The following is a 19,473-nucleotide window of genomic DNA, read 5'->3' as shown; positions in this document are numbered from 1 at the left end:
TTACTCGGCGTCACCACGGCGCTCGGCGTCGATCTCGCGCTTCATCGCGCCCACGCTGCCCATGTACTCGGCCACAGGCACATCGGGACTGGCGCGCAGCTCGGGCGGCAGCAGCACCGGCATGTACAACTCGTCGGCGGTGCGGCCATTGCGCTGCATGTTCCCGGCCAGGATCAGCAGCGAGACCAGGACCGCGATCCCGGCGCACGAAATGCGCAAGCGGCGCCGGAACTGCGGCGTGACGGTGGCCAGGTGGAAGTAGATCATCAATGCCACCGTCACCACGACCGCATGCGAGCCATAGCCGGTCAGCCATTCGAACGACCATGCATAGGCCACCACGCTGGCCAGCAGGCGCACGCCGACCAGCGCGGCCAGCCCGAAGCCGACAATGAACAGATGCCGTCCGAGACGCGCGCGGCGGCCGAACAGGCGGTTGGAAAACGCCCACATGCCGCTCCAGGCCAGGCCCGCGCCCACGGCCAGCGCCGGATACAGCGCGTAGCGTTCGGGGTCGGCGCCAGCGTCGAGCAGCCAGGCGACCAGCAGCGCGGTCAGCACGCACAGCACGATGCCGGCGCCACCCGGCAGCATGCCTTCCCAGCCGTGCATCGTGCGGTCGACCAGTTCGGGCGGCACCGGGTGCGCGGCCGGGCGGATGCGCAGCGACGTGTGCCCCATGCGCACGACGGTGTCGCCGCCCAGCGTCAGTTCCTTGACGCGCCGACCCTTGTGGTTGATACCGTTCCTCGTATCGAGGTCGCGCATCAGCAGCGCGTCGTCGGGGCCCAGTTCCACCAGCGCGTGGTGCGCCGCGGCGTACTCGTCATCGACGATGAAGTCGTTGTCGTAGGCGCGGCCAAGGCGGATCGGCAGCGTGGTCACGCGGTGCCGGTGCAGCACCTCGCCGTTGCGCGCCAGCGTCTCGATGGTCCAGGGGCCGCTCATTTGCGCACCGTGCGTCCGAAGGCGCCGAGATAGGCGCGCGTGACGCGCATGCCGTTTTCGTACGACACGCCCGACACATCGAGCCGGCTTTGCAGGCTGGCCTGTGAGGCGTCGGTGCTGGCCGTGAGCAGCGTGAAGTTGTACAGGCCTTCGAACTTGCGGTAGGCGCGCACGCAGGTCACGGCGCGCAACGGCAGGGTGCGGGTGTGCACGAAGCGCTCGGTGCAGAATGGCTTGGTCAGGCGCGGGTCGCCCGTGCTACCCAGGTTATCGACCTGGAAGATGTCGGTGGCCAGCGCGGCAAAGCGCATCGGGTCCATCGTCCCCGAGCGGATGTAGCGGTGCGTCATCGACACGTTGCCGGTCTGCTGGACGTCCGAGACGAATACCGCCGATTGCATCACGCAGCTCATGGCGTCGACCGCGTACGCGGCGCCGCGCGAATTGGAGCGGCCCCAGCAACGTACCTGGCCGGACTCGCGCACCGGCACCAGGTACGGCCCCATGCCCTTGAGCGTCAGCGGTTCTTCCAGCAGGCGGTCGACCATGCCGCCCTGGTGCGCCAGCAACTGCTTGCCGATCAGGGGATTGAAGTCGGGCGGCGGCGCGGCTTGCTCGGCCACCTTGCGCAGCAGCTCCTGCGCGTACATCACGGGCACCAGGAAGCTGACCGATTCGCCGTCGCGCCGGCGCGAGACGTTGATGCCGGCCACGGTGCCGCTGGCGGTCACGCTCGGACCGCCGCTCATGCCCGAGTTGATCGGGCCACTGAAGATCAGGCGATCGTAAAAGCTGCGCTTGAGCACGCCGTTGTAGGCGCCCTCGGAAATCGCAAAGCCCAGGTCGAGCGGATTGCCCAGCGAGTACAGCGGCTGGCCCTGGCGCAGCTTCACTTTCTGTTCGGGGACCTTGAAGAAGCCGCTGCCATTGCGGTTGATGCGCACCACCGCCAGGTCGTGAAGCACGTCCACCGCCAGCAGTTCGACCGGGCCGGTATTGCCGTCGGTGTCGATGTATTCGGCCGTGTAGATGGCCGGATCGAGCGCCATCTGCGACACCACGTGGTAATTGGTCAGCGCCAGATTGCTGGTGCCGACCAGAAAGCCCGAGCCGACCGTGGACTGGGTGCGCCCGTTCTTGAGCAGCATGCGGATCTGCAGCAGGTCGCTGCGCGCCGATTCGTACAGGTCCTGCGCGGCCGACGAAGGCTGGGGCAGAGCGTCCTGCGTATCGACTTCGCCCGGCAGCAGCTCGGTGGGCGTGGCCGCCGGTGGTGTGTCGACCGCGATCTGCGGGACTGGCGCGGGGGCATGCGCCGCTGCCGGGGTAGCCAGTGCAGCACGCGCGACAGCGCCGGCGCCCGTCTGCGCGACCGCCGGCGGCGTGAAGATGGCGGGCGCAGCGACCAGCGCCAGGCCGGTCAGCAGGAGTGCGAACGAGCGTGCAAGGGTGACCCAGTTCATGCGGTTGCCAGGGAACAGGTAGAAACCGCTATCTTGCCATCGCAGCGGCCGGACTTGCGCGCGTTAGCGCGCCATGGGCTAGGCAAACGGCGTGACCGCTGCCGGTGCCACCGGCTCGCCCTGCTCGACGGACGTCAGGGGCGCCATCATATGGCCCAGCTTGGCCTCTTTGGTATTGAGGTAGCTGTTGTTGTGGGCGTTGCGGTTCACCAGCAGCGGCACGCGTTCGGTGACCGTGATCCCCAGGCGGGTGAGAGCGTCGATCTTGCGCGGGTTGTTGGTCATCAGGCGCACCGCCTTGATGCCGAACTGCGCCAGCATCGGCCTGCACAGTTCATAGTTGCGGGCGTCGGCGTGAAAGCCCAGTTGCAGATTGGCTTCGACGGTGTCGGCGCCGGCTTCCTGCAGGCGGTAGGCGCGGATCTTGTTGAGCAGGCCAATGCCGCGGCCTTCCTGGCGCAGGTACAGCACGATGCCGCGGCCTTCTTCGGCAATGCGGCGCAGCGCGCCTTCGAGCTGGGCGCCGCAATCGCAGCGTTGCGAGAACATCACGTCGCCGGTGAGGCATTCGGAATGCACGCGCGCCAGCACCGGTTCACCGTTGCCCAGGTCGCCAAGCGCCATCGCCAGATGTTCCTTGCCGGTGGCTGCCTCGACCCAGGCATGCAGCGTGAACTCGGCCCACGGGGTCGGCAGCGCGCACGAGGTGGCGTAGTCGAGCAGGGCTGGCGGAAGGTTGGCGGGAATGGCGGCGGCTTGCATGACGGTGTTTCCAATCGATGACGATAGACTTGTAGGGCGCAAGTTTATCGGAAATCCGGCGTGTCCGTGCGGAATCGGCCAGCTCGCCGTTCCGGAGGGAAGACCTGTCCGACAGTTCTGACAATGCGGTCTCGCAACACATTTACGCAGATCGGGTATTTCTACGGGGTTTTCCTGTAACTATCGGTCAATTACCAAGTGTAGTATTGCCCTGAGCCATCATCTGCATGCTACGCTGGAACCATCGACACTCTCATGTTTTCCATGCCGAATTCCCCATCGTTCTGGCAGCGCCTGGTCCCGCGTGGACTGGGTGCACGGCTTGCTCTCGCGTTTACGCTGATGAGCGGCATTCTCACGCTGCTGCTGGTCGAAGTGGTCGAACGCTCGGCGACGGCGCAGGTCAAAAGCAGCATCGGCGGGGGCCTGGGCGAAATGGCGATGCAGACCGCCGACAAGCTCGATCGCGGCATGTACGAACGCTTCCGTGAAGTGCGACTGATGGCGCGCCGCAACGACCTGATTTCGCCGGCGACCAGCCAGACCGAGCGGCGCCGGATCCTGGCCGACATGCAGTCGACCTACGGCTATTACGAATGGATCGGCCTGGCCGACCTCGATGGCACCGTGCTGGTCGAGGCGCGTGGCCTGCTCGAAGGCAAGAATGTCTCCAAGCGACCCTGGTTCAGCAACGCGCTGGCAGGCAAGTATGTCGGCGACGTGCACGAGGCGGTGCTGCTGGCCAAGCTGCTACCGGTGCAGGAAGGCGAGCCGCGCCGCTTCGTCGATGTCGCTTTTCCTTACCTGGGTGCCGACGGCCAGCCGGCCGGCGTGATGGGCACGCACCTGTCGTGGGAATGGGCGCGCGACGTCGAGCGCTCGATCATCGCGCCGGTCCAGACCCGCAACAAGGTGCAGGCGCTGATCGTCAGCGCCGAAGGCGTCGTGCTGCTCGGGCCGCAGGACGTGCTCGACACGACCATCAAACTCGGCAGCCTGAGCGCGGCGCGCGAAGGACATACCGGGTACGCGGTCGAGCACTGGCCGGATGGGCGCGACTACCTGGTCGGCTATGCGTCGACCAAAGCCGTGGGCGACTACACTGGTCTGGGCTGGCACGTACTGGTGCGCCAGGATCTCGACGATGCCTATGCGCCGGTGCGGCAGTTGCGCGCACGCGCCCTGTGGAGCGGTGGCGTGCTGGCGCTGCTGTTCTCGCTGGGCGGCTGGCTGCTGGCACGCCGCATCACGCGCCCGCTCGCGGCGCTGGCCAGTTCGGCCGACGGCCTGCGCCGCGGCGACACCCATGAACTGGTGCCGGCCGGGAGCAGCTATACCGAAGTGCATCAGTTATCGGGCGCGCTCAATGCGCTGGTGACGGCGCTGGTACAGCGCCGCGCCGACCTGCAGACCCTGAATGACACGCTGGAACAGCGGGTCGATCGCCGCACCCAGGAGCTGGAACGTGCACTGGTCGCCGTGCGCGCCAGCGAGGGCCGCATCATTGCCATCGTCGAAGCGGCGCAGGATGCGTTCATCGCGGTCGACCTGCGCGGCATGATCGTGGACTGGAACCCGGCCGCCGAGCGCATGTTCGGCTGGACCCGCCACGAGGCCGTCGGCTGGCCGCTGGCGGAAATGATCCTGCCCGAACGCTACCGTGACAGCATCGGCAAGGCCTTGCAGTCGTTCCGCCACAACGGCCAGTTCATGCTCGCCCGCCGCATGGAGCGCACCGTGATCAACCGCCAGGGCTTCGAGTTCACGGTCGAGAGCACGGTGACGCTGGCCGGCGAGGGCGAGGATGCGTTCTTCTCGATCTTCCTGCACGATATTTCCGAGCGCAAGAAGGTCGAGCGCATGAAGAACGAATTCGTCTCGACCGTCTCGCACGAGCTGCGCACGCCGCTCACGTCGATCCACGCATCGTTGTCGATGCTCGACGGCGGCATGGCCGGCAACCTGCCGCCCGATGCCGCCAGGCTGGTCGCGATCGCCAGCCAGAGCTGCGATCGCCTGATGCGGATGGTGAATGACCTGCTCGACATCCAGAAGATCGAAGCGGGCCATATGGAATACCAGCGCACCGCCCAGTTGCTGGCGCCGCTGATGCATCACGTGGCCGATGCCATGGAAGGCCAGGCGCGCCAGGCGGGCGTGACGCTGCGCCTCGACATGCCGCCGGGCGCCGAACGGGTGCAGTCCGAGATCGACCATGACCGCATGGTGCAGGTGCTGACCAACCTGGTGTCGAACGCGATCAAGTTCACACCGGGCGGCAAGCACATCACACTGGGCCTGGCACAGCGCCCGGGCTGGGCGCGCCTGAGCGTGACCGACGAGGGGCCCGGCATTCCGCCGGCCTTCCAGAGCCGCGTGTTCGAACGGTTCGCGCAGGCCGACGCGGCGGACTCGCGCCAGCGCAGCGGCTCGGGCCTGGGCCTCTCCATCAGCAAGGCGATCGTCGAAGAGCACGGCGGCTCGATCGGGTTTGAAACCCGGGCCGGCGCGGGGACGCGGTTTACGGTGGAGTTGCCGTTGGCATGACCTTGGTCAGCGCACACCGTCAGCGCAGGTCGTGCAAGGCCATGCCGCCGAAGCTCTCCCAGGCCCCGAACGTGCGTTCGAGCTGCGGCAACAGCCGCATCAGCGCGCCCTTGTCTGAATGGAAGCTGGCGTCGGCCGCGTCGATCTCCTGGCTGGCGGCCAGCGCGTAGGCCTGCGCCTTGTCGTGCGCTGCCGGGACTTGCTGCAGCAGCAGGATCTTCTGGCCACTCAGTGTGAACACGAGCAGGTCGCCGCGCGCGCCGGGTGGACGACGTTCATAACGGCGCTGGACACCGGCGCCGATCGGCCCCGCATCGAGCGCCACGCGCACCGTCTTGCCATGCTCGACGCCCCAATCCAGGAACGGCACGGCCAGGCGATAGATCTGCGCCGGATCCGTGCGCGGACTCTTGACCGTCAGGATGTCGGCGTGCTTTGCCAGTCCGTCCAGCAGTGCCTTTTTGTCAGCCCACCAGTGCGGCACCACGAAGTCCAGCGCCAGCGGACCTGCCACCTGGCGCAGTCTGGCCGCCAGTTCGAGGTAACGGCGGTCGCGCTGCGCCTGTGGCAGCACGTGGGCCGGGACCAGGTACGGTTCGATGTGGTACTGGACACCTTTCAGGCGCGCGCCCTCGGCGGCAGACGCGTTGTAGGCGGCATAGGCGCGCAGGCGGGCGATGGCCGCGTCCTGCGACGCAGGCAGCACCATGTCGGGCGCGCCTTCCATGGCGCTGACTGCGATGCCGCGGCTGCCCGCCTGACGCACGAACGCGCCCAGCTGCGCCGCGTCGTCGACACTGCCATCCTTGAGCGGGACCGTGATGAAGACCGCGCCGATCTTTTGCTGGACTGCCCAGTCGAGCAGCGCTGCGCCGCGTTCGCGCCATTCGTTCGGGCTCCAGGTCCAGGTCGCGCGGGGCGCTGCGGCCGCATCGGCTTCAGCGGCGCCCTGGAGCGTCAGCGCGTCGAGCCGCAAGGTTGCCGCGCCTTGTGGGCAGGCCAGTGACAGCGCGCGCCAATTGGCACGGTCGAGTTTTTCGGGCAAATCGAAGCGCGTCGTCTGCACGCGCTGTTCACCGCTTAGTGTGCCGAGATCGAACGACTGCCCGGACTTGCCCGATGCGCCGCTTGCAACTTGCAGCGCAAAGCGGCCTTCGCCGGCGAACGCCGCCTGCATGACAGCGCGTGCGCGCGGCAGGAACCACGGGCCAAGCAGTGTGACGCCGGCCGGTTTGGCGCCGGCGCGGCAGGTCAGGTACAGGCGCCCGTCCTTGATGTCGGCGCCCACGCGCGCCGTGTCGCCATGGGTGCGCGCCTGCATCGCCCCCAGCAGGCTGGCGCCGAACGGCATGGGTGCTTGCGGCCGTGGCGCGGGCTGGTCACTGACCAGCGTGTGTTCGCTGACGCTGAACGACTTGCCCTTGTCAGCCTCGATCCCACGCAGCAGGATGGTCTTGCCGGGACTGGCGTCTGGCGGCAGGAAGTGCAGCGCCTGCACACCCATGACGGCCGTCGGCAACGGCAGCACACTGCAATTGGCCTGCTGTTTGCCGGGTTCTTCGGTGACGATGGCATGCAGGATCGTGCCATCGCGCGCGGTGGTCTGCGCGGTGATGGCGCCAGGGGACACGACCAGCGGACCCGGACACAGCTGCAGGCTGGCAGCAAGCGCGGGTGTGGTCGACAGCGAAAGAACAAACAGGAGTGGGAGCGAACGGGACATGACTTGATTTTAAGTCAATAGCCCGAATCGGCGCGTACGGTTCGGCCCCGTCAGGCGCCCTGGCCCTGGATCAGGCGCCGTACGCGTGCCAGCAATGCATTGGGCTCGAACGGCTTGCTGACGAAATCGTTGGCGCCGGCATCGAGCGCGCGCACCGTATCGCGTTCGGTATTTTTTGCGGTGAGCATCAGAATCGGTACTGCATGCCAGTCGGGCCGTGCACGCACCAGCGCAACCAGCTCGAAGCCGTCGAGGTAGGGCAGCATCACGTCGAGCAGGATCAGGGCCGGCGTTTCGGCAGCGCCAGCGATATGCGCACTCGCAGCGCGGCCGTCGGCCAGATGGGTGACACGGTAGCCCTGGCGCTCGAGCATGAAGCGCAGTACCTGTGCGATGTGGTCATCGTCTTCGACAACCAGAACCAGTGGCGATGATGCTTGTTCGTTCGGCATGATGAACTCGTCAATGAATGTCCGATTATACCGATGCGCATCGCCGGTATGTCGCCTTAATTGCCAAAAAGTATCAATTACCTGTGGCGGCCCGGCGGGCCGCGCAGCGGATCGAGCAAGCCGCGCAGATCGTTGTGATCGAGCTCGTACATCAGTGCCAGCAACTGGCCCAGCTCGCCGCGTGGAAACCCCTCGCGCGCGAGCCAGCCGAGATAGTGGCCGGGCACATCGGCAATCTTGCGGCCCTTGTATTTACCATAGGGCATTTCTCGAACCAGGAGGAGGGCTAAATGGTCAGCATTCATTGTGCGGCACTTTAGCAAACAACGGCGACGTTGTACGATTCCGGTGACAGGGGAGGCCATCATGGACAATCAATTCGATCTCGACCGCTTTGTGCAGGCACAGGAACCGGTGTATACGACTGTGCTGACCGAGCTGCGCGCCGGTCACAAGCGCACGCACTGGATGTGGTTCGTGTTTCCGCAGATCGCCGGCCTGGGCACGAGCGCCATGGCGCAGCGCTACGCGATGGCGTCTGCCGACGAAGCGGCCGCGTATCTCGCGCATCCGGTGCTGGGAAAGCGCCTGCGTGAGTGCGCCGGCATCGTCGCCGCGCTCGACGGCGAATCGGCCGGCGCCATCTTCAGCCATCCGGACGAGCTGAAATTCCACTCGTCGATGACGCTGTTCGCGGACGTGGCGCCGGATGAAGCCGTGTTCCAGGCCTGCATCGACAAATACTTCGACGGCCAGGGCGACCCGGAGACGCTGGCCCGGCTCTGATGGTGGTACTGCAAATGCGCTCAGGCCTCGGCCAGCTGCGCCAGCAGTTCGTCCGGCTGGCCGCGCACCGCCACGTGCAGGATGACCGCCGTACTCAGGCGCAGTGCCGGGTGGCTGGCGCGGTGGCGCGCGAACCAGAACACCTCGTCGAGGTCTTCGTCGGCATGCTGCGATACCGTCACGATCTGCTCGGGCGGGATGTCGTCGTAGTCGAAGGCTTCGAGCGCAGCATCCTCGACGGCGTCGTGCCAGCTTTCGCATTCCTTGCCCCAAGCCAGCATGCTGCGGCAGCCCGACGCGACGAGCCAGCGCGCCACGTCCCAGCGCCACATTTCGTCGCTGTCGTCATCGATGACGACGATCGCCATGAATGGTGCCAGAGCGGTCAGGTCGGGCAGGGCGTCGTGGGGCCGTAGTTGCAGGTAATGGGCTTTGGCTTGCATGGCGTCGTTGTTGGGTCGGTGATTCAAAGACGTCATTATCGCAGGCTCCAGGCCGCAACATGCGGCAGCCTGCAGCTGATGCGGACGAACAATAGAGTCGGACAGAGAACAATAAAGTTCGACACCAAATGATCATGTTTGACACAAGAGGCCGAGACGGACATGCTCCCGGGAACTTGTGCTTTCGGCCAGGAGCAGCCGTTTGGATCTGGTGGGGTATCGCACAAGATCGACCCGGACCGTTAGTGAGCGCACCGAGATCGGGATTGATCTATTTATTCAGTTGGCTCATAAAACATGCGACTTCAAGGAAGAATCATCGAGTGGATGATGAGCGCGGATTTGGTTTCGTCGTTCAAAACGGGGCAAGCGCGCGGATGTTCCTGCACGTATCTGCATTTCGCAAAAAGGTAGATCGACCTCTTTTGGGGAGCTTGATAACCTATGAAATTCGACAAGATGAGAACGGTCGTCCCCGGGCCGCAAATGCTGAGTTAGTCGGCACTAAAACAATCAGGAAAAGTTCCGCAGGAGCATTCTTATACGCGATGGTTGGCTTGGCGCTTCTGCTTGTGCTTGGGTATGTGGGCCATGTCCGCCTCTCCAACCCGAATAGCACGATTCCTGCAAGCGCATACAAGATCGTTTCTGCCAAAGATGCGCTTAAGCCACAACCAGAGTTCGGGACGCAAGACCCGGATACATCGCTCTAGACGTGTCGCAAGGTCCGCGCCCCGCCCACTGCTCAACCGGGCTAGTGTGCCGGCCTCGATGCTAAAGCAACGGGTAAGCACACTCAGTTAAAAGCGTCTGCAGGAAGAGCGGTAAATCGCGCGGCGATAGCTGTTCCAGCCAATTTTAGGCCCCGCCACGGCGTTTTCACGTTGAGGTACATGTCGCGCATCTATCTCACTGGCGTTAGCTCCGAGCAGGGCGTCGTCGGAGAGGAAGAATGTGTATGCTTTGCAGGGCGTTGCGGCGTGCAGTTGGCCGAAGTGCTTTTTTTCTATCGCGAACACGGGAGGTTTTGAATGGAATCGAGCCGGCTGGAACAATTGGAGCAGGGTTTGCGCAACGTGCTGCGCCTGATCGAGCGCGACGAGACGGGACAATCCGGTGAACTGGCGCGCGAGCACCCGGCCGCGCGCGCCGCCGAGGAATGCGAAGTGATGCTCCCGGAGCCGCTGACCCTGGCCGCGTTATTCGAGACTGTGCACCATAAAATCGACACGGTACAAGTGCTCCTCACCCGCGCGCGCGAACACGAGCAGTTGCCGCCGGACGCGCAGCTGGCCGCCGATGAGGGCTACATGGCTAGCACCGACGAGCTGGCAGACGCCAAGGCGGCCCAGAACGGTTGAGGATCGCCAAGAATGATCATCGCCGCCTCGATTCACCCTATCGTACGATTTCCGTCTCTTCCTGTAGATGCTTTTGGCTGAGCGTCAAGATCGTTATCGCCATCCAGCAGCGTATACAGCTGCGCGATATCGATCGGCTTGACCAGGTGATGGTCGAACCCGGCCTGCAGGATCTGCTGGCGGTCGCTGTCCTGGCCGTAGCCGGTGATCGCGATCAGCAGCGCGTGGGCGGTGCCGGGGCGGGCGCGCAGGCGGCGCGCCAGTTCCAGGCCGTCGATGCCGGGCAGGCCGATATCGAGCAGGCATACCTGCGGCGGGTTGGCCAGTGTGGCGGCCAGCGCCTCGAGCGGATCGTGTTCGACCTGCACCTGGTGGCCGCTCGCTTCCAGCAGCATCGCCAGCATGACGGCCGCGTCGACATTGTCGTCCACGACCAGCACGCGCAGCAGCGCTGCGTCCGCGCCCGGCTGCGCATCGGGCACTGGCGCAGCCGCCTCAGGTGCATGCAGCAGTGGCAGGCAGACCGAGAACCGGCTGCCCTGGCCCGGCCCGGCGCTGTCACAGGAGACCTCGCCGCCATGCAGCTCGATCAGACTTTTCACGAGCGCCAGGCCCAGCCCCAGGCCGCCCGATGAGCGGTCCGAACTGCGTTCGGCCTGCGTGAACAGATCGAACGCGCGCGCCGCCAGCTCGGGCGCCATGCCGATCCCGTTGTCGAGGACATCGATGTGCAGCCGGTCGCCGCGCGCGAAGGCGGTCACGGCCAGGCGCCCGCCCTCGGGCGTGTACTTGGCGGCGTTGCCCAGCAGGTTGGCCACCACCTGCACCAGGCGCTTGCGGTCGCCCAGCACCTGCGTGCCGGGCGGGGGCAGCGTCAGCGCCAGCACATGGCCGCGCGATTCGATCAGCGGCGTGACCTGTTCGACCGCTTCGTGCAGCACGGCGCCCACGTCCAGCACTGTCTGGTCCAGTTCCGCCAGCCCGCGCGTGACGCGCGAGACGTCGAGCAGATCGTCGATCAGCGCCGTCATGTGCTTCACCTGGCGCCCGATGATCTGACTGGTGCGCTTGAGCATGCCATCGTCGAGCTTCGCGCGCTGCAGCAGTTCGGCGGCGGCGCCGATTGGCGCCAGCGGGTTGCGCAGCTCGTGCGACAGCATCGCGAGAAATTCGTCCTTGCGGCGGTCGGCCTCGCGCAGCTTGTCTTCCCATGCCTTGCGCTCGCTGATATCGCTGGCGGCGCCGATCCATTCATAGAGTTGACCGGCCGCGTCGTACATCGGTACGGCGCGCGACAGCGTCCAGCCACAGCTGCCATCGCTGCGCCAGACCCGGTGCTCGAGTTCAAGCACCGCGCCGTCCTGCGTCGCGCGCGCGATCCCGGCCTGGACCAGCGCATGGTCGCCCGGCGGAATGTAGTCGTCGAGCCAGTTGCCCGTGGGGGAATCCGTGTCCTTCATGAAGCCGCGCCCTTCGAGGCGGCGCATCTCGGACCAGTCGGCGCTCATGCGGTAAATGACGTCGGCCGTCGCATTGGTCAGCGCCCGGAAGCGTTTCTCGCTTTCGCGCACGGCGGCTTCCAAGTTGACCTGGTTGGTGACGTCGATATTGCTGTGCGAGATGCAGACCAGCTCACCATCGGCGCCGAAGATCGGTGTACTGGTCGCGGTCCAGAAGCGTTCTTCGAAGCCCGTCTCGCCATTGGGCAGCACGACCGGAATCGGATAGCGGACCGCAGGCAGGGTGTCGGGGCGGCTGCTGGCGCGCACCCGGGCCAGCGAGTCGCGCAGGCGCGCCTCACCGGTGTCGGTGGGGTCATCCGGATCTTGCGGGAAAGCGATGAACAGGCTGACGCCCACCAATTCGTTGCGCGTGCGCGCCGACGCTTTCAGGAACGCATCGTTGACAGCGAGGATGGTTGCTTCCGGCGTCGGCGAAAGCAGGTAGTGCCCAAAGGGCGATCGGTTGAAGACAGACTCGAACAGGTTGTTGGGCAGCATCGATGTTCGACTAACGGTTGCAAAGGTTAAATAATTATAGGCCACATTTGACGGATGACGGGTAAATGCCGGACGGCGCAGTCCTGTTGGACGCCGACTGCGCCGCACCAAAAGTCACTTGTGGTGTGTAATTATTCTGCGACGCGCACCACCAGCTTGCCGAAATTCTTCCCGTCGAGCAGGCCGATGAAGGCTTCCGGCGCTTTATCCAGACCCTCGACGATGTCTTCGCGGTAGCGCAGCGACCCATCCTTGATCCAGCCAGCGGCTTCTTTCAGGAAGGTTGGCTCGAGCCGCTCGACAAATTCGTTCTGCAGGAAGCCGCGCACGGTCAGGCTCTTGAACAGCGTGAGGCTCAGGTCGATCGACGCGCCCGCGCCGGCATCGTTGTAATGCGACACCAGGCCGCACACGGGAATGCGCGCGAAGTTGTTCAGCAATGGCTTGACCGCTTCGAGCACCTGGCCACCGACGTTCTCGAAATACACGTCGATGCCGTCCGGGCAGGCCTTGGCCAGCTGCTCGGCGAAGTCCGGTGCGCGGTGGTCGACCACGGCGTCGAATTTCAGCTCGTCCTTGACGAACGCGCACTTCTCGGGCCCGCCGGCGATGCCCACAGCGCGCGCGCCCTTGATGCGGGCGATCTGGCCGACGACCGAGCCGACGGCGCCACTGGCGGCGGCCACGACGACGGTTTCACCTGCCTTTGGCTGGCCGATTTCCAGCAGGCCGGCATACGCGGTGAAGCCCGGCATGCCGAGCACGCCGACAGCGGTGGAGACGGGCGCGCTGTCCGGATCGACGCGGCGCAGGTTGCTGCCGTCCGAGATGGCAAACGACTGCCAGCCGGAGTAGGCGACGACGACATCGCCTTCTTTCCAGTCCGGGTGGTTCGACTGCTTGACGCGGGCGACGGTGCCGCCGACCATCACGTCGCCCAGCTCCAGGGCGGCGGCGTAGGTGGCGGTGCCGTTCATGCGCGTGCGCATATACGGGTCGAGCGACAGGAACAGGGTTTCGAGCAGCAGTTCGCCGTCGCCCGGCGTCGGGATCGGTGCATCCTCGATGCGGAAGTTCTCTGCGGTTGGCTTGCCTTTCGGGTGCGAGACGAGGACGACGCGGCGGTTGGTTGTTGCGGTCATGTGTTGAGCTCCTTCAAGTGGATCGGATGGCATAGCATAAAGAACGTTGGCCGATGGTGCCCACGCGCCACACCCAATCGCTGAAACTGGCCGCAAGGCAATGTCATACGGCGCGAAACGGAAGGGCGTGCGTATAATCGCCATACGTTTGCCCTATCACTACAGAAAAAACAACTCATGGCCTCTTCTTCCGACAACATCAGCATGGCGGTGTTCTGCGACTTTGAAAACGTCGCACTAGGCGTTCGCGACGCCAATTACGAAAAATTCGACATCAAGCCGGTGCTGGAACGCCTGCTGCTCAAGGGCAGCATCGTGGTCAAGAAGTCGTACTGCGACTGGGACCGCTACAAGGGTTTCAAGGCAGCGATGCATGAAGCGAACTTCGAGCTGATCGAGATCCCGCACGTGCGCCAGTCGGGCAAGAATTCGGCCGACATCCGCCTCGTCGTCGATGCACTCGATCTGTGCTACACGAAGTCGCATGTCAACACCTTCGTCATCATCAGCGGCGACTCGGACTTCTCGCCGCTGGTCTCGAAGCTGCGTGAAAATAACAAGCAGGTGATCGGCGTCGGCGTCAAGCAATCGACCTCCGACCTGCTGGTGGCAAACTGCGACGAATTCATCTTCTATGATGACCTGGTGCGCGAACAGCGCCGCACCGCTGCCAAGCGCGACGAGCGCAAGGCTGCGCCGCAACCGCGCCGCTCGAACGCCAGCAACAACACCAACACCAATGTCGGTGACGACAAGCGCAAGGAAGAACTCGAAGCGCGCAAGGTGCAGGCGCTCGATATGGTGGTCGAAACGTTCGATGCGCTCACGTCCGAGCGCGGCGATACGGGCAAAATCTGGGCTTCGCTGCTGAAAGACACGCTCAAGCGCCGCCGTCCCGATTTCTCGGAAACCTATTACGGCTTCCGCACCTTCGGCAATCTGCTCGAAGAAGCGCAGACGCGTGGCCTGTTCGAATTCGGCCGCGACGAAAAATCCGGTACCTATGTGTTCCGCAGCGCGCATGCGGGCAATGCAGCAGCGGGGCAGGAAGCCCAGCAGGACGGCACCCAGGCGCCGGACGCCGTGGTGCAGGACATGCTCGATGCGGCAGCGCCGGTCGAAGGCAATGACGAGGCGGTCAAGAACGATGGCCGTCGTGGCCGTGGCCGCGGTGGCCGCAAGGGCGGTAACCGGAACGATGCGCCGAACGTACAAGCACTGCCGGAGCCGGTTGCGGTCGAGGCGGAACCGCAGGAAGAACTGTTCGAAGAACCGGCAGCGCAACCCGCAGTGCAGCCGGCCCGCACCGATGGCCGTCGCGGCCGTGGCCAGGGTGGCCGCAAGGGCGGTAACCGCAACGACGCATCGAACGTGCCAGCGCTGCTGGAGCCGGTTGCGTACGAGCCGGAAGCACAGGACCAGACCTTCGACGAACCGGCATCGCAACCGACGCTGGTCGTGAGCGACGCCGAGCCGGTGGAAGCTGAAGCAGCACCGGCGCCGGTCGAGAAAGAACGTCGCCGCGCGCCACGCAAGCCGTCGGCCAAGAAGCTGGCGGAGCAGGCTGCAGCTGCTGAAGCCGAAGCTGCTGCAGCAGCTGAAGCCGCAGCGCAGGAAGCTGCGGCTGCCGCAGCGCAGGAAGAGGTCGCGCCTGAGCCAGAAGCCGAAGTGGATGCAGAAGCATCCACACCGGCACGCACCAAGGGCGCCCGCCCGGTGCGCAAGGCTGCGCCGCGCAGCCGTCGTCCGGCCAAGCCGAAGGCCGGTTCAGACAACGGCTGATCACAGACTGCCGCGCGCCGCGCACCATTGCGCGGTGCCATAATCACGACGCCTGTCCGGTTTTCGGGCAGGCGTTGTCGTTTGATGGAGCCTCGCATGCGCGCACGTGCCGTTCTGTTCCTGTTGTCCTGCCTGGGCGCGCCGGCGCTGGTCGCCGCACCGGCAGTTGCATCGGCGGACGTCGCCGCGGGTCATCCGATCCTGGGCATCTGGCGGCTGACGGTGCCGGGCACCGAATGCGCCGAAACCTACCGCTTTCGCGCCGACGGCACCACGTTCGTTACCAGCGCCGCCGAGGTCTCCGAAAGCGTCTACACGGTTTCCGCCCAGCCCGACAAGCAGGGCTTCTATCGCCTGCAAGACCGCATCGTGAAAGACAACGGCAAGCCCGATTGTTCGGGCAACGTGATGAAGCCGGGCGCGCAGGTCATCAACTTCATCCAGTTCCACCCGTCACGCACCATTTTCCTGATGTGCGCCGACCAGACCATGCAAACCTGTATCGGGCCATTCCGGCGGGTACGCAGCGAAGAGGTCTGAGCGCCGCCTGCCGGGCAGGGCGGGGCCCACTGGCTGCGGCTTCCAGTGCATTCCGGTGTATATTGCTGGGCAAAACGATCATCCCCGGCTTTTCATGTCCCCGCTTCTCCTGTTTTGCATCCTCATCGGCTACTTCGCCTTGCTGCTGGCCGTGGCCTGGGCTACCTCGCGCGGCGCCAACAACGACAGCTTCTTCATCGGTAACAAGAGCAGCAACTGGGTGCTGGTCGCCTTCGGCATGGTCGGCACCACGCTCTCGGGCGTGACCTTCGTCAGCGTGCCGGGCGCGGTCGGCGTCGACGGTTTCGGTTACGCGCAGATCCTGATCGGCTACGTGATCGGCTACCTCGTCGTCACGTGGCTGCTGCTGCCGCTGTACTACCGTCTGCAGCTGACGTCCATCTACCACTACCTTGACGTGCGCCTTGGCCGGCGCGCCTACCAGAGCGGGGCCGGGTTCTTCATCATCTCGCGCCTGCTGGGCGCCACCGCGCGCCTGTACTTGGTGGTCAATATCCTGCAGGCAGTCATTCTCGACAGTCTGGGCGTGCCGTTCTGGCTCAGCACCCTCGTCGTGCTGGGGATGATTCTGCTCTACACCTACCAGGGCGGCGTCAAGACCATCGTCTGGACCGACACGCTGCAAACGACCGGCATGCTGTTCGGCCTGTTCGCGTGCGCCTGGTTCCTGCTGGGTGAACTGAACCTGTCGGTGCCGGACAGCCTGGAGCAGATGCGTTCGAGCGGCCTGGCGAGCGTCTTCACCCTTGACGTGAACAGCCCGAATTTCTGGCTCAAGCAGATCGTGGCCGGTGCGCTGATCACCATCACCATGACGGGGATGGACCAGGAAATGATGCAGAAGACCATCTCGGTCAAGACGCTGGCCGACTCGCAAAAGAACCTGCTGGCGCTGACGGCCGTGCTGGTGGTCGTGCTGCTGTCGTTCCTGTTCCTGGGCGGCCTGCTGTACCTGTACGCGCCGACCGTGGGCGTGACGGCCACCGGCGACAAGATCTTCCCGGCCGTCGTCATGGGCCACCTGCCGCCGGCGCTGCAGATCATCTTTCTGATCGCACTGATCTCGGCGCTGTTCCCGAGCGCCGACGGCGCGATCACGGCGCTGACCTCGTCGACCTGCATCGACCTGCTGGGCATCAAACGCCGTACCGACTTGACCCAAACTCAGGCCGAGGGCCTGCGCCGCCGCGTGCACCTGGGCTACGCGTTCCTGTTCCTGTTGCTCGTGATGGGCTTCAAGGCGGCCGACAATCCCAGCATGATCGGCGTGATCCTCAAGCTCGCGGCGTACACCTACGGTCCGCTGCTTGGCCTGTTCGCGTTCGGCATGTTCACGGCGCGCGTGCCGCGCAATCGCCTTGTACCGCTGGTCACGATCGGCGCGCCGGTCCTGTGCGCGATCCTTGAGTACAATCAGGCGTATCTGCTCGGCTCGTACCGGCTCGGGCTGGAACTCTTGATGATCAACGGCATGCTGGTGTTCGCGGGGCTGTACGCGATCTCGCTGCGCACCGGCAGTCGTCCTTCCATGCAGTCCGCTTAACCTTTGCAGTAACCTTTTATGGAGTTTCGATGGCCTTCAAGCCCCTGAGCGCTTTGCGGCGCGGGTTCGTCATGCTGTGGACCGCGCTCGACGTGACCCGCCGCACCTTCGTCAACCTGTTGTTCCTGCTGATCGTGATCCTCGTGGTCTCGCTGTTCTTCAGCGGCGGCGTCAAGCCGATCGCGAACAAAACGGCGCTGGTGCTCGAGATCCGGGGCGACCTGGTCGAGCAGTATGAAACCACGCTGCGCGACACGGTACTCGACAATGTCGGCGGCGATTCCAAGCGCACCGTGCGCCTGCGCGACGTGATCGTCGTGCTCGACGCGGCGGCGCGCGATCCCAACATCTCGAGTGTCGTGCTGCTGCTCGACGAGATGCAGGGCGGCGGCATGGCCATGCTGCGCGAGATCGGTGCCGCAGTCGACCGCGTCAAGAAGAGCGGCAAGACGGTCGTCGCCTGGAGCGGCAGCTACGACCAGAAGCGCTACCTGGTCGCCTCGCACGCCAGCGAAGTCTATGTCCATCCGATGGGCATGGTCATGATCGAAGGCTTCGGCGGGCGCCGCAACTATTACCGCGATGCGCTCGACAAGGTCGGCGTTACGGTCAACCTGATCAAGGTCGGTACCTACAAGAGCGCCGCCGAGCCGTACATCGCCAACGGCCCGTCCGATGCCGCGCGCGAAGCCGACGCCTATCTGTACAACGCGCTGTGGTCCGGCTACACGGGCCTGGTCGAGAAAAACCGCAAGCTGCCCGATGGCGCGATCGCCGGCATGATCGAATCGCTGCCCGAGCGCATGGACAATGCCGGCGGCAGCGCCGCAAAGGTGGCGTTGCAGGCAAAACTGGTCGATGGCCTGAAAACCCGCGACGAACTGCGCGACCTGATGATCAAGCGCGGCGCGCCGGACGACGACAACAAGTCGTTCCGCCAGATCGGCTTTTACGACTACCTGTCGCGTCATCCGCAGAAGCAGTTTGGCGATGCGGTCGGCGTGGTGGTGGCATCCGGCTCGATCACCGATGGCGATGGCGGCCCCGGCGTGATCGGCGGGCGCAGCATGGCCAACCTGATTCGCCAGGCGCGCGAGGACGACAATATCAAGGCGCTCGTGCTGCGCGTCGATTCGCCGGGCGGCAGCGCCTACGGTTCCGAATTGATCCGGCGCGAGCTCGAACTGACGCGCGCCGCCGGCAAGCCGGTGGTCGTGTCGATGGGCAGCGTGGCAGCGTCCGGCGGCTACTGGATCTCGATGGCGTCCGACGAAGTGATCGCCGACCCGGCCACCATCACCGGTTCGATCGGCGTGTTTGCGCTGCTGCCGACGGCTGACAAGGTCGCCGCCAAGCTGGGCATCCACACCGATGGTGTGACCACGACCTGGCTGGCCGATGCCTACAATCCGTTGCGTCCACTCGATCCGCGCTTCCAGCAGCTGGTCCAGTCGAGCATCAACAACGTCTACAGCGACTTCACCACCAAGGCGGCGGCGGCGCGCAAGACCACGCCGGCCAAGATCGATGAAGTCGGACAGGGCCGTGTCTGGACCGGTGTCCAGGCCAAGGAGCGCGGCCTGGTCGATCGCCTGGGCGGCTACAACGATGCGCTGGCCTCGGCTGCCGGTCGCGCCAAGCTGGGCAAGGATTACCGCGTCGTGTATGTCGAGCGACCAGTGACGCGCGTCGAGCGGTTCCTGCAGATGGCGGGCGCCTCGGCAGTGCAGGCGATGACCATTCAGGTCAAGCTGGGCCTGATCGAGAACGCGATTCCTGCCGGGCCGGTGAACCAGGTTGCGGCCGACATGGCCTTCTTGTCGGAACTGACGACCGAGCGCAAGCCGTTTGCCGCCGTTACGCACTGCTTCTGCGGCAACTGGTGACGCACGGCAGCACATGCATGCTGCACATGTAGCGACTTTGTAACTGATTGAGACAAAGGCGGGACGGGCGCAAC

The 19,473-nt window shown here is 65.0% G+C and carries 17 protein-coding genes; 8 read left to right on the top strand and 9 right to left on the bottom strand.

The window, feature by feature from the left end; all coding sequences use genetic code 11:
* The 3 genes from AC56LH_RS11490 to ribA form a co-directional block, all read right to left on the bottom strand.
* A complete protein-coding gene (locus AC56LH_RS11490; protein ID WP_499646116.1) occupies window positions 1-948 on the bottom strand; it encodes an FHA domain-containing protein in 948 nt (315 codons plus the stop codon).
* Window positions 945-2,411, bottom strand: coding sequence for a S1 family peptidase (locus tag AC56LH_RS11485; RefSeq protein ID WP_499646114.1), 1,467 nt, complete (start codon window positions 2,409-2,411; stop codon window positions 945-947). Before AC56LH_RS11485 ends, AC56LH_RS11490 begins: the two co-directional genes overlap by 4 nt.
* Window positions 2,412-2,489: 78 nt before the next feature.
* Window positions 2,490-3,173: a GTP cyclohydrolase II gene (ribA, locus tag AC56LH_RS11480; RefSeq protein WP_499646112.1), complete on the bottom strand. Its 684-nt coding sequence runs from the start codon at window positions 3,171-3,173 to the stop codon at window positions 2,490-2,492.
* 255 nt (window positions 3,174-3,428) lie between these two features.
* Here ribA and AC56LH_RS11475 point away from each other — a divergent pair, with 255 nt between their 5' ends.
* Window positions 3,429-5,720: an ATP-binding protein gene (locus AC56LH_RS11475; protein WP_499646110.1), complete on the top strand. Its 2,292-nt coding sequence runs from the start codon at window positions 3,429-3,431 to the stop codon at window positions 5,718-5,720.
* Between the two features lie 19 nt (window positions 5,721-5,739).
* Here AC56LH_RS11475 and AC56LH_RS11470 read toward each other — a convergent pair whose 3' ends face one another.
* The 3 genes from AC56LH_RS11470 to AC56LH_RS11460 form a co-directional block, all read right to left on the bottom strand.
* Window positions 5,740-7,443 (bottom strand): hypothetical protein, encoded by a 1,704-nt coding sequence (locus AC56LH_RS11470; RefSeq protein ID WP_499646108.1) that lies wholly within the window; start codon window positions 7,441-7,443, stop codon window positions 5,740-5,742.
* Window positions 7,444-7,493: 50 nt separating this feature from the next.
* On the bottom strand, window positions 7,494-7,895 hold the full coding sequence (locus AC56LH_RS11465) for a response regulator transcription factor (RefSeq protein WP_499646106.1): 402 nt from the start codon (window positions 7,893-7,895) through the stop codon (window positions 7,494-7,496).
* 77 nt (window positions 7,896-7,972) lie between these two features.
* A complete protein-coding gene (locus AC56LH_RS11460; protein WP_499646104.1) occupies window positions 7,973-8,200 on the bottom strand; it encodes a DUF3820 family protein in 228 nt (75 codons plus the stop codon).
* Window positions 8,201-8,261: 61 nt separating this feature from the next.
* On the opposite strand from AC56LH_RS11460, the gene AC56LH_RS11455 reads away from it, so the two are divergent.
* A complete protein-coding gene (locus AC56LH_RS11455) occupies window positions 8,262-8,681 on the top strand; it encodes a DUF1810 domain-containing protein (protein ID WP_499646102.1) in 420 nt (139 codons plus the stop codon).
* 20 nt (window positions 8,682-8,701) lie between these two features.
* Here AC56LH_RS11455 and AC56LH_RS11450 read toward each other — a convergent pair whose 3' ends face one another.
* Complete coding sequence (locus tag AC56LH_RS11450) at window positions 8,702-9,124, bottom strand: DUF7684 family protein (RefSeq protein WP_499646100.1); 423 nt, start codon at window positions 9,122-9,124, stop codon at window positions 8,702-8,704.
* Window positions 9,125-9,390: 266 nt separating this feature from the next.
* Here AC56LH_RS11450 and AC56LH_RS11445 point away from each other — a divergent pair, with 266 nt between their 5' ends.
* Together AC56LH_RS11445 and AC56LH_RS11440 are read left to right on the top strand one after the other, a co-directional pair.
* Complete coding sequence (locus AC56LH_RS11445; protein WP_499646098.1) at window positions 9,391-9,837, top strand: cold-shock protein; 447 nt, start codon at window positions 9,391-9,393, stop codon at window positions 9,835-9,837.
* A gap of 318 nt (window positions 9,838-10,155) precedes the next feature.
* On the top strand, window positions 10,156-10,485 hold the full coding sequence (locus AC56LH_RS11440) for a hypothetical protein (protein ID WP_499646096.1): 330 nt from the start codon (window positions 10,156-10,158) through the stop codon (window positions 10,483-10,485).
* A gap of 32 nt (window positions 10,486-10,517) precedes the next feature.
* On the opposite strand, the gene AC56LH_RS11435 is transcribed toward AC56LH_RS11440, so the two are convergent.
* Window positions 10,518-12,485 (bottom strand): PAS domain-containing hybrid sensor histidine kinase/response regulator, encoded by a 1,968-nt coding sequence (locus AC56LH_RS11435; RefSeq protein ID WP_499646094.1) that lies wholly within the window; start codon window positions 12,483-12,485, stop codon window positions 10,518-10,520.
* Window positions 12,486-12,616: 131 nt separating this feature from the next.
* Window positions 12,617-13,627, bottom strand: coding sequence for an NADPH-dependent curcumin/dihydrocurcumin reductase (gene curA, locus AC56LH_RS11430; protein WP_499646092.1), 1,011 nt, complete (start codon window positions 13,625-13,627; stop codon window positions 12,617-12,619).
* A gap of 177 nt (window positions 13,628-13,804) precedes the next feature.
* Between curA and AC56LH_RS11425 the strand changes: the two genes are divergently transcribed.
* The 4 genes from AC56LH_RS11425 to sppA all read left to right on the top strand — a co-directional run bounded on the left by AC56LH_RS11425 (window position 13,805) and on the right by sppA (window position 19,399).
* Window positions 13,805-15,409: an NYN domain-containing protein gene (locus AC56LH_RS11425; protein WP_499646090.1), complete on the top strand. Its 1,605-nt coding sequence runs from the start codon at window positions 13,805-13,807 to the stop codon at window positions 15,407-15,409.
* Between the two features lie 96 nt (window positions 15,410-15,505).
* Window positions 15,506-15,949, top strand: coding sequence for a hypothetical protein (locus tag AC56LH_RS11420; protein WP_499646088.1), 444 nt, complete (start codon window positions 15,506-15,508; stop codon window positions 15,947-15,949).
* A 94-nt stretch (window positions 15,950-16,043) separates the two neighbouring features.
* Window positions 16,044-17,513 carry a sodium:solute symporter gene (locus tag AC56LH_RS11415; protein WP_499646086.1) on the top strand — a complete coding sequence of 490 codons (1,470 nt, stop codon included), beginning with the start codon at window positions 16,044-16,046 and terminating at the stop codon, window positions 17,511-17,513.
* 29 nt (window positions 17,514-17,542) lie between these two features.
* Entirely contained in the window at window positions 17,543-19,399 is a 1,857-nt protein-coding gene (gene sppA / locus AC56LH_RS11410; RefSeq protein ID WP_499646084.1) for a signal peptide peptidase SppA, read from the top strand.
* Window positions 19,400-19,473: the final 74 nt, after the last annotated feature.

The organism is Telluria sp. LT1R51-2, from assembly GCF_059685775.1.
Note: the sequence above shows the minus strand (reverse complement) of the source record. Positions and strands in the feature narration are given on the sequence as shown.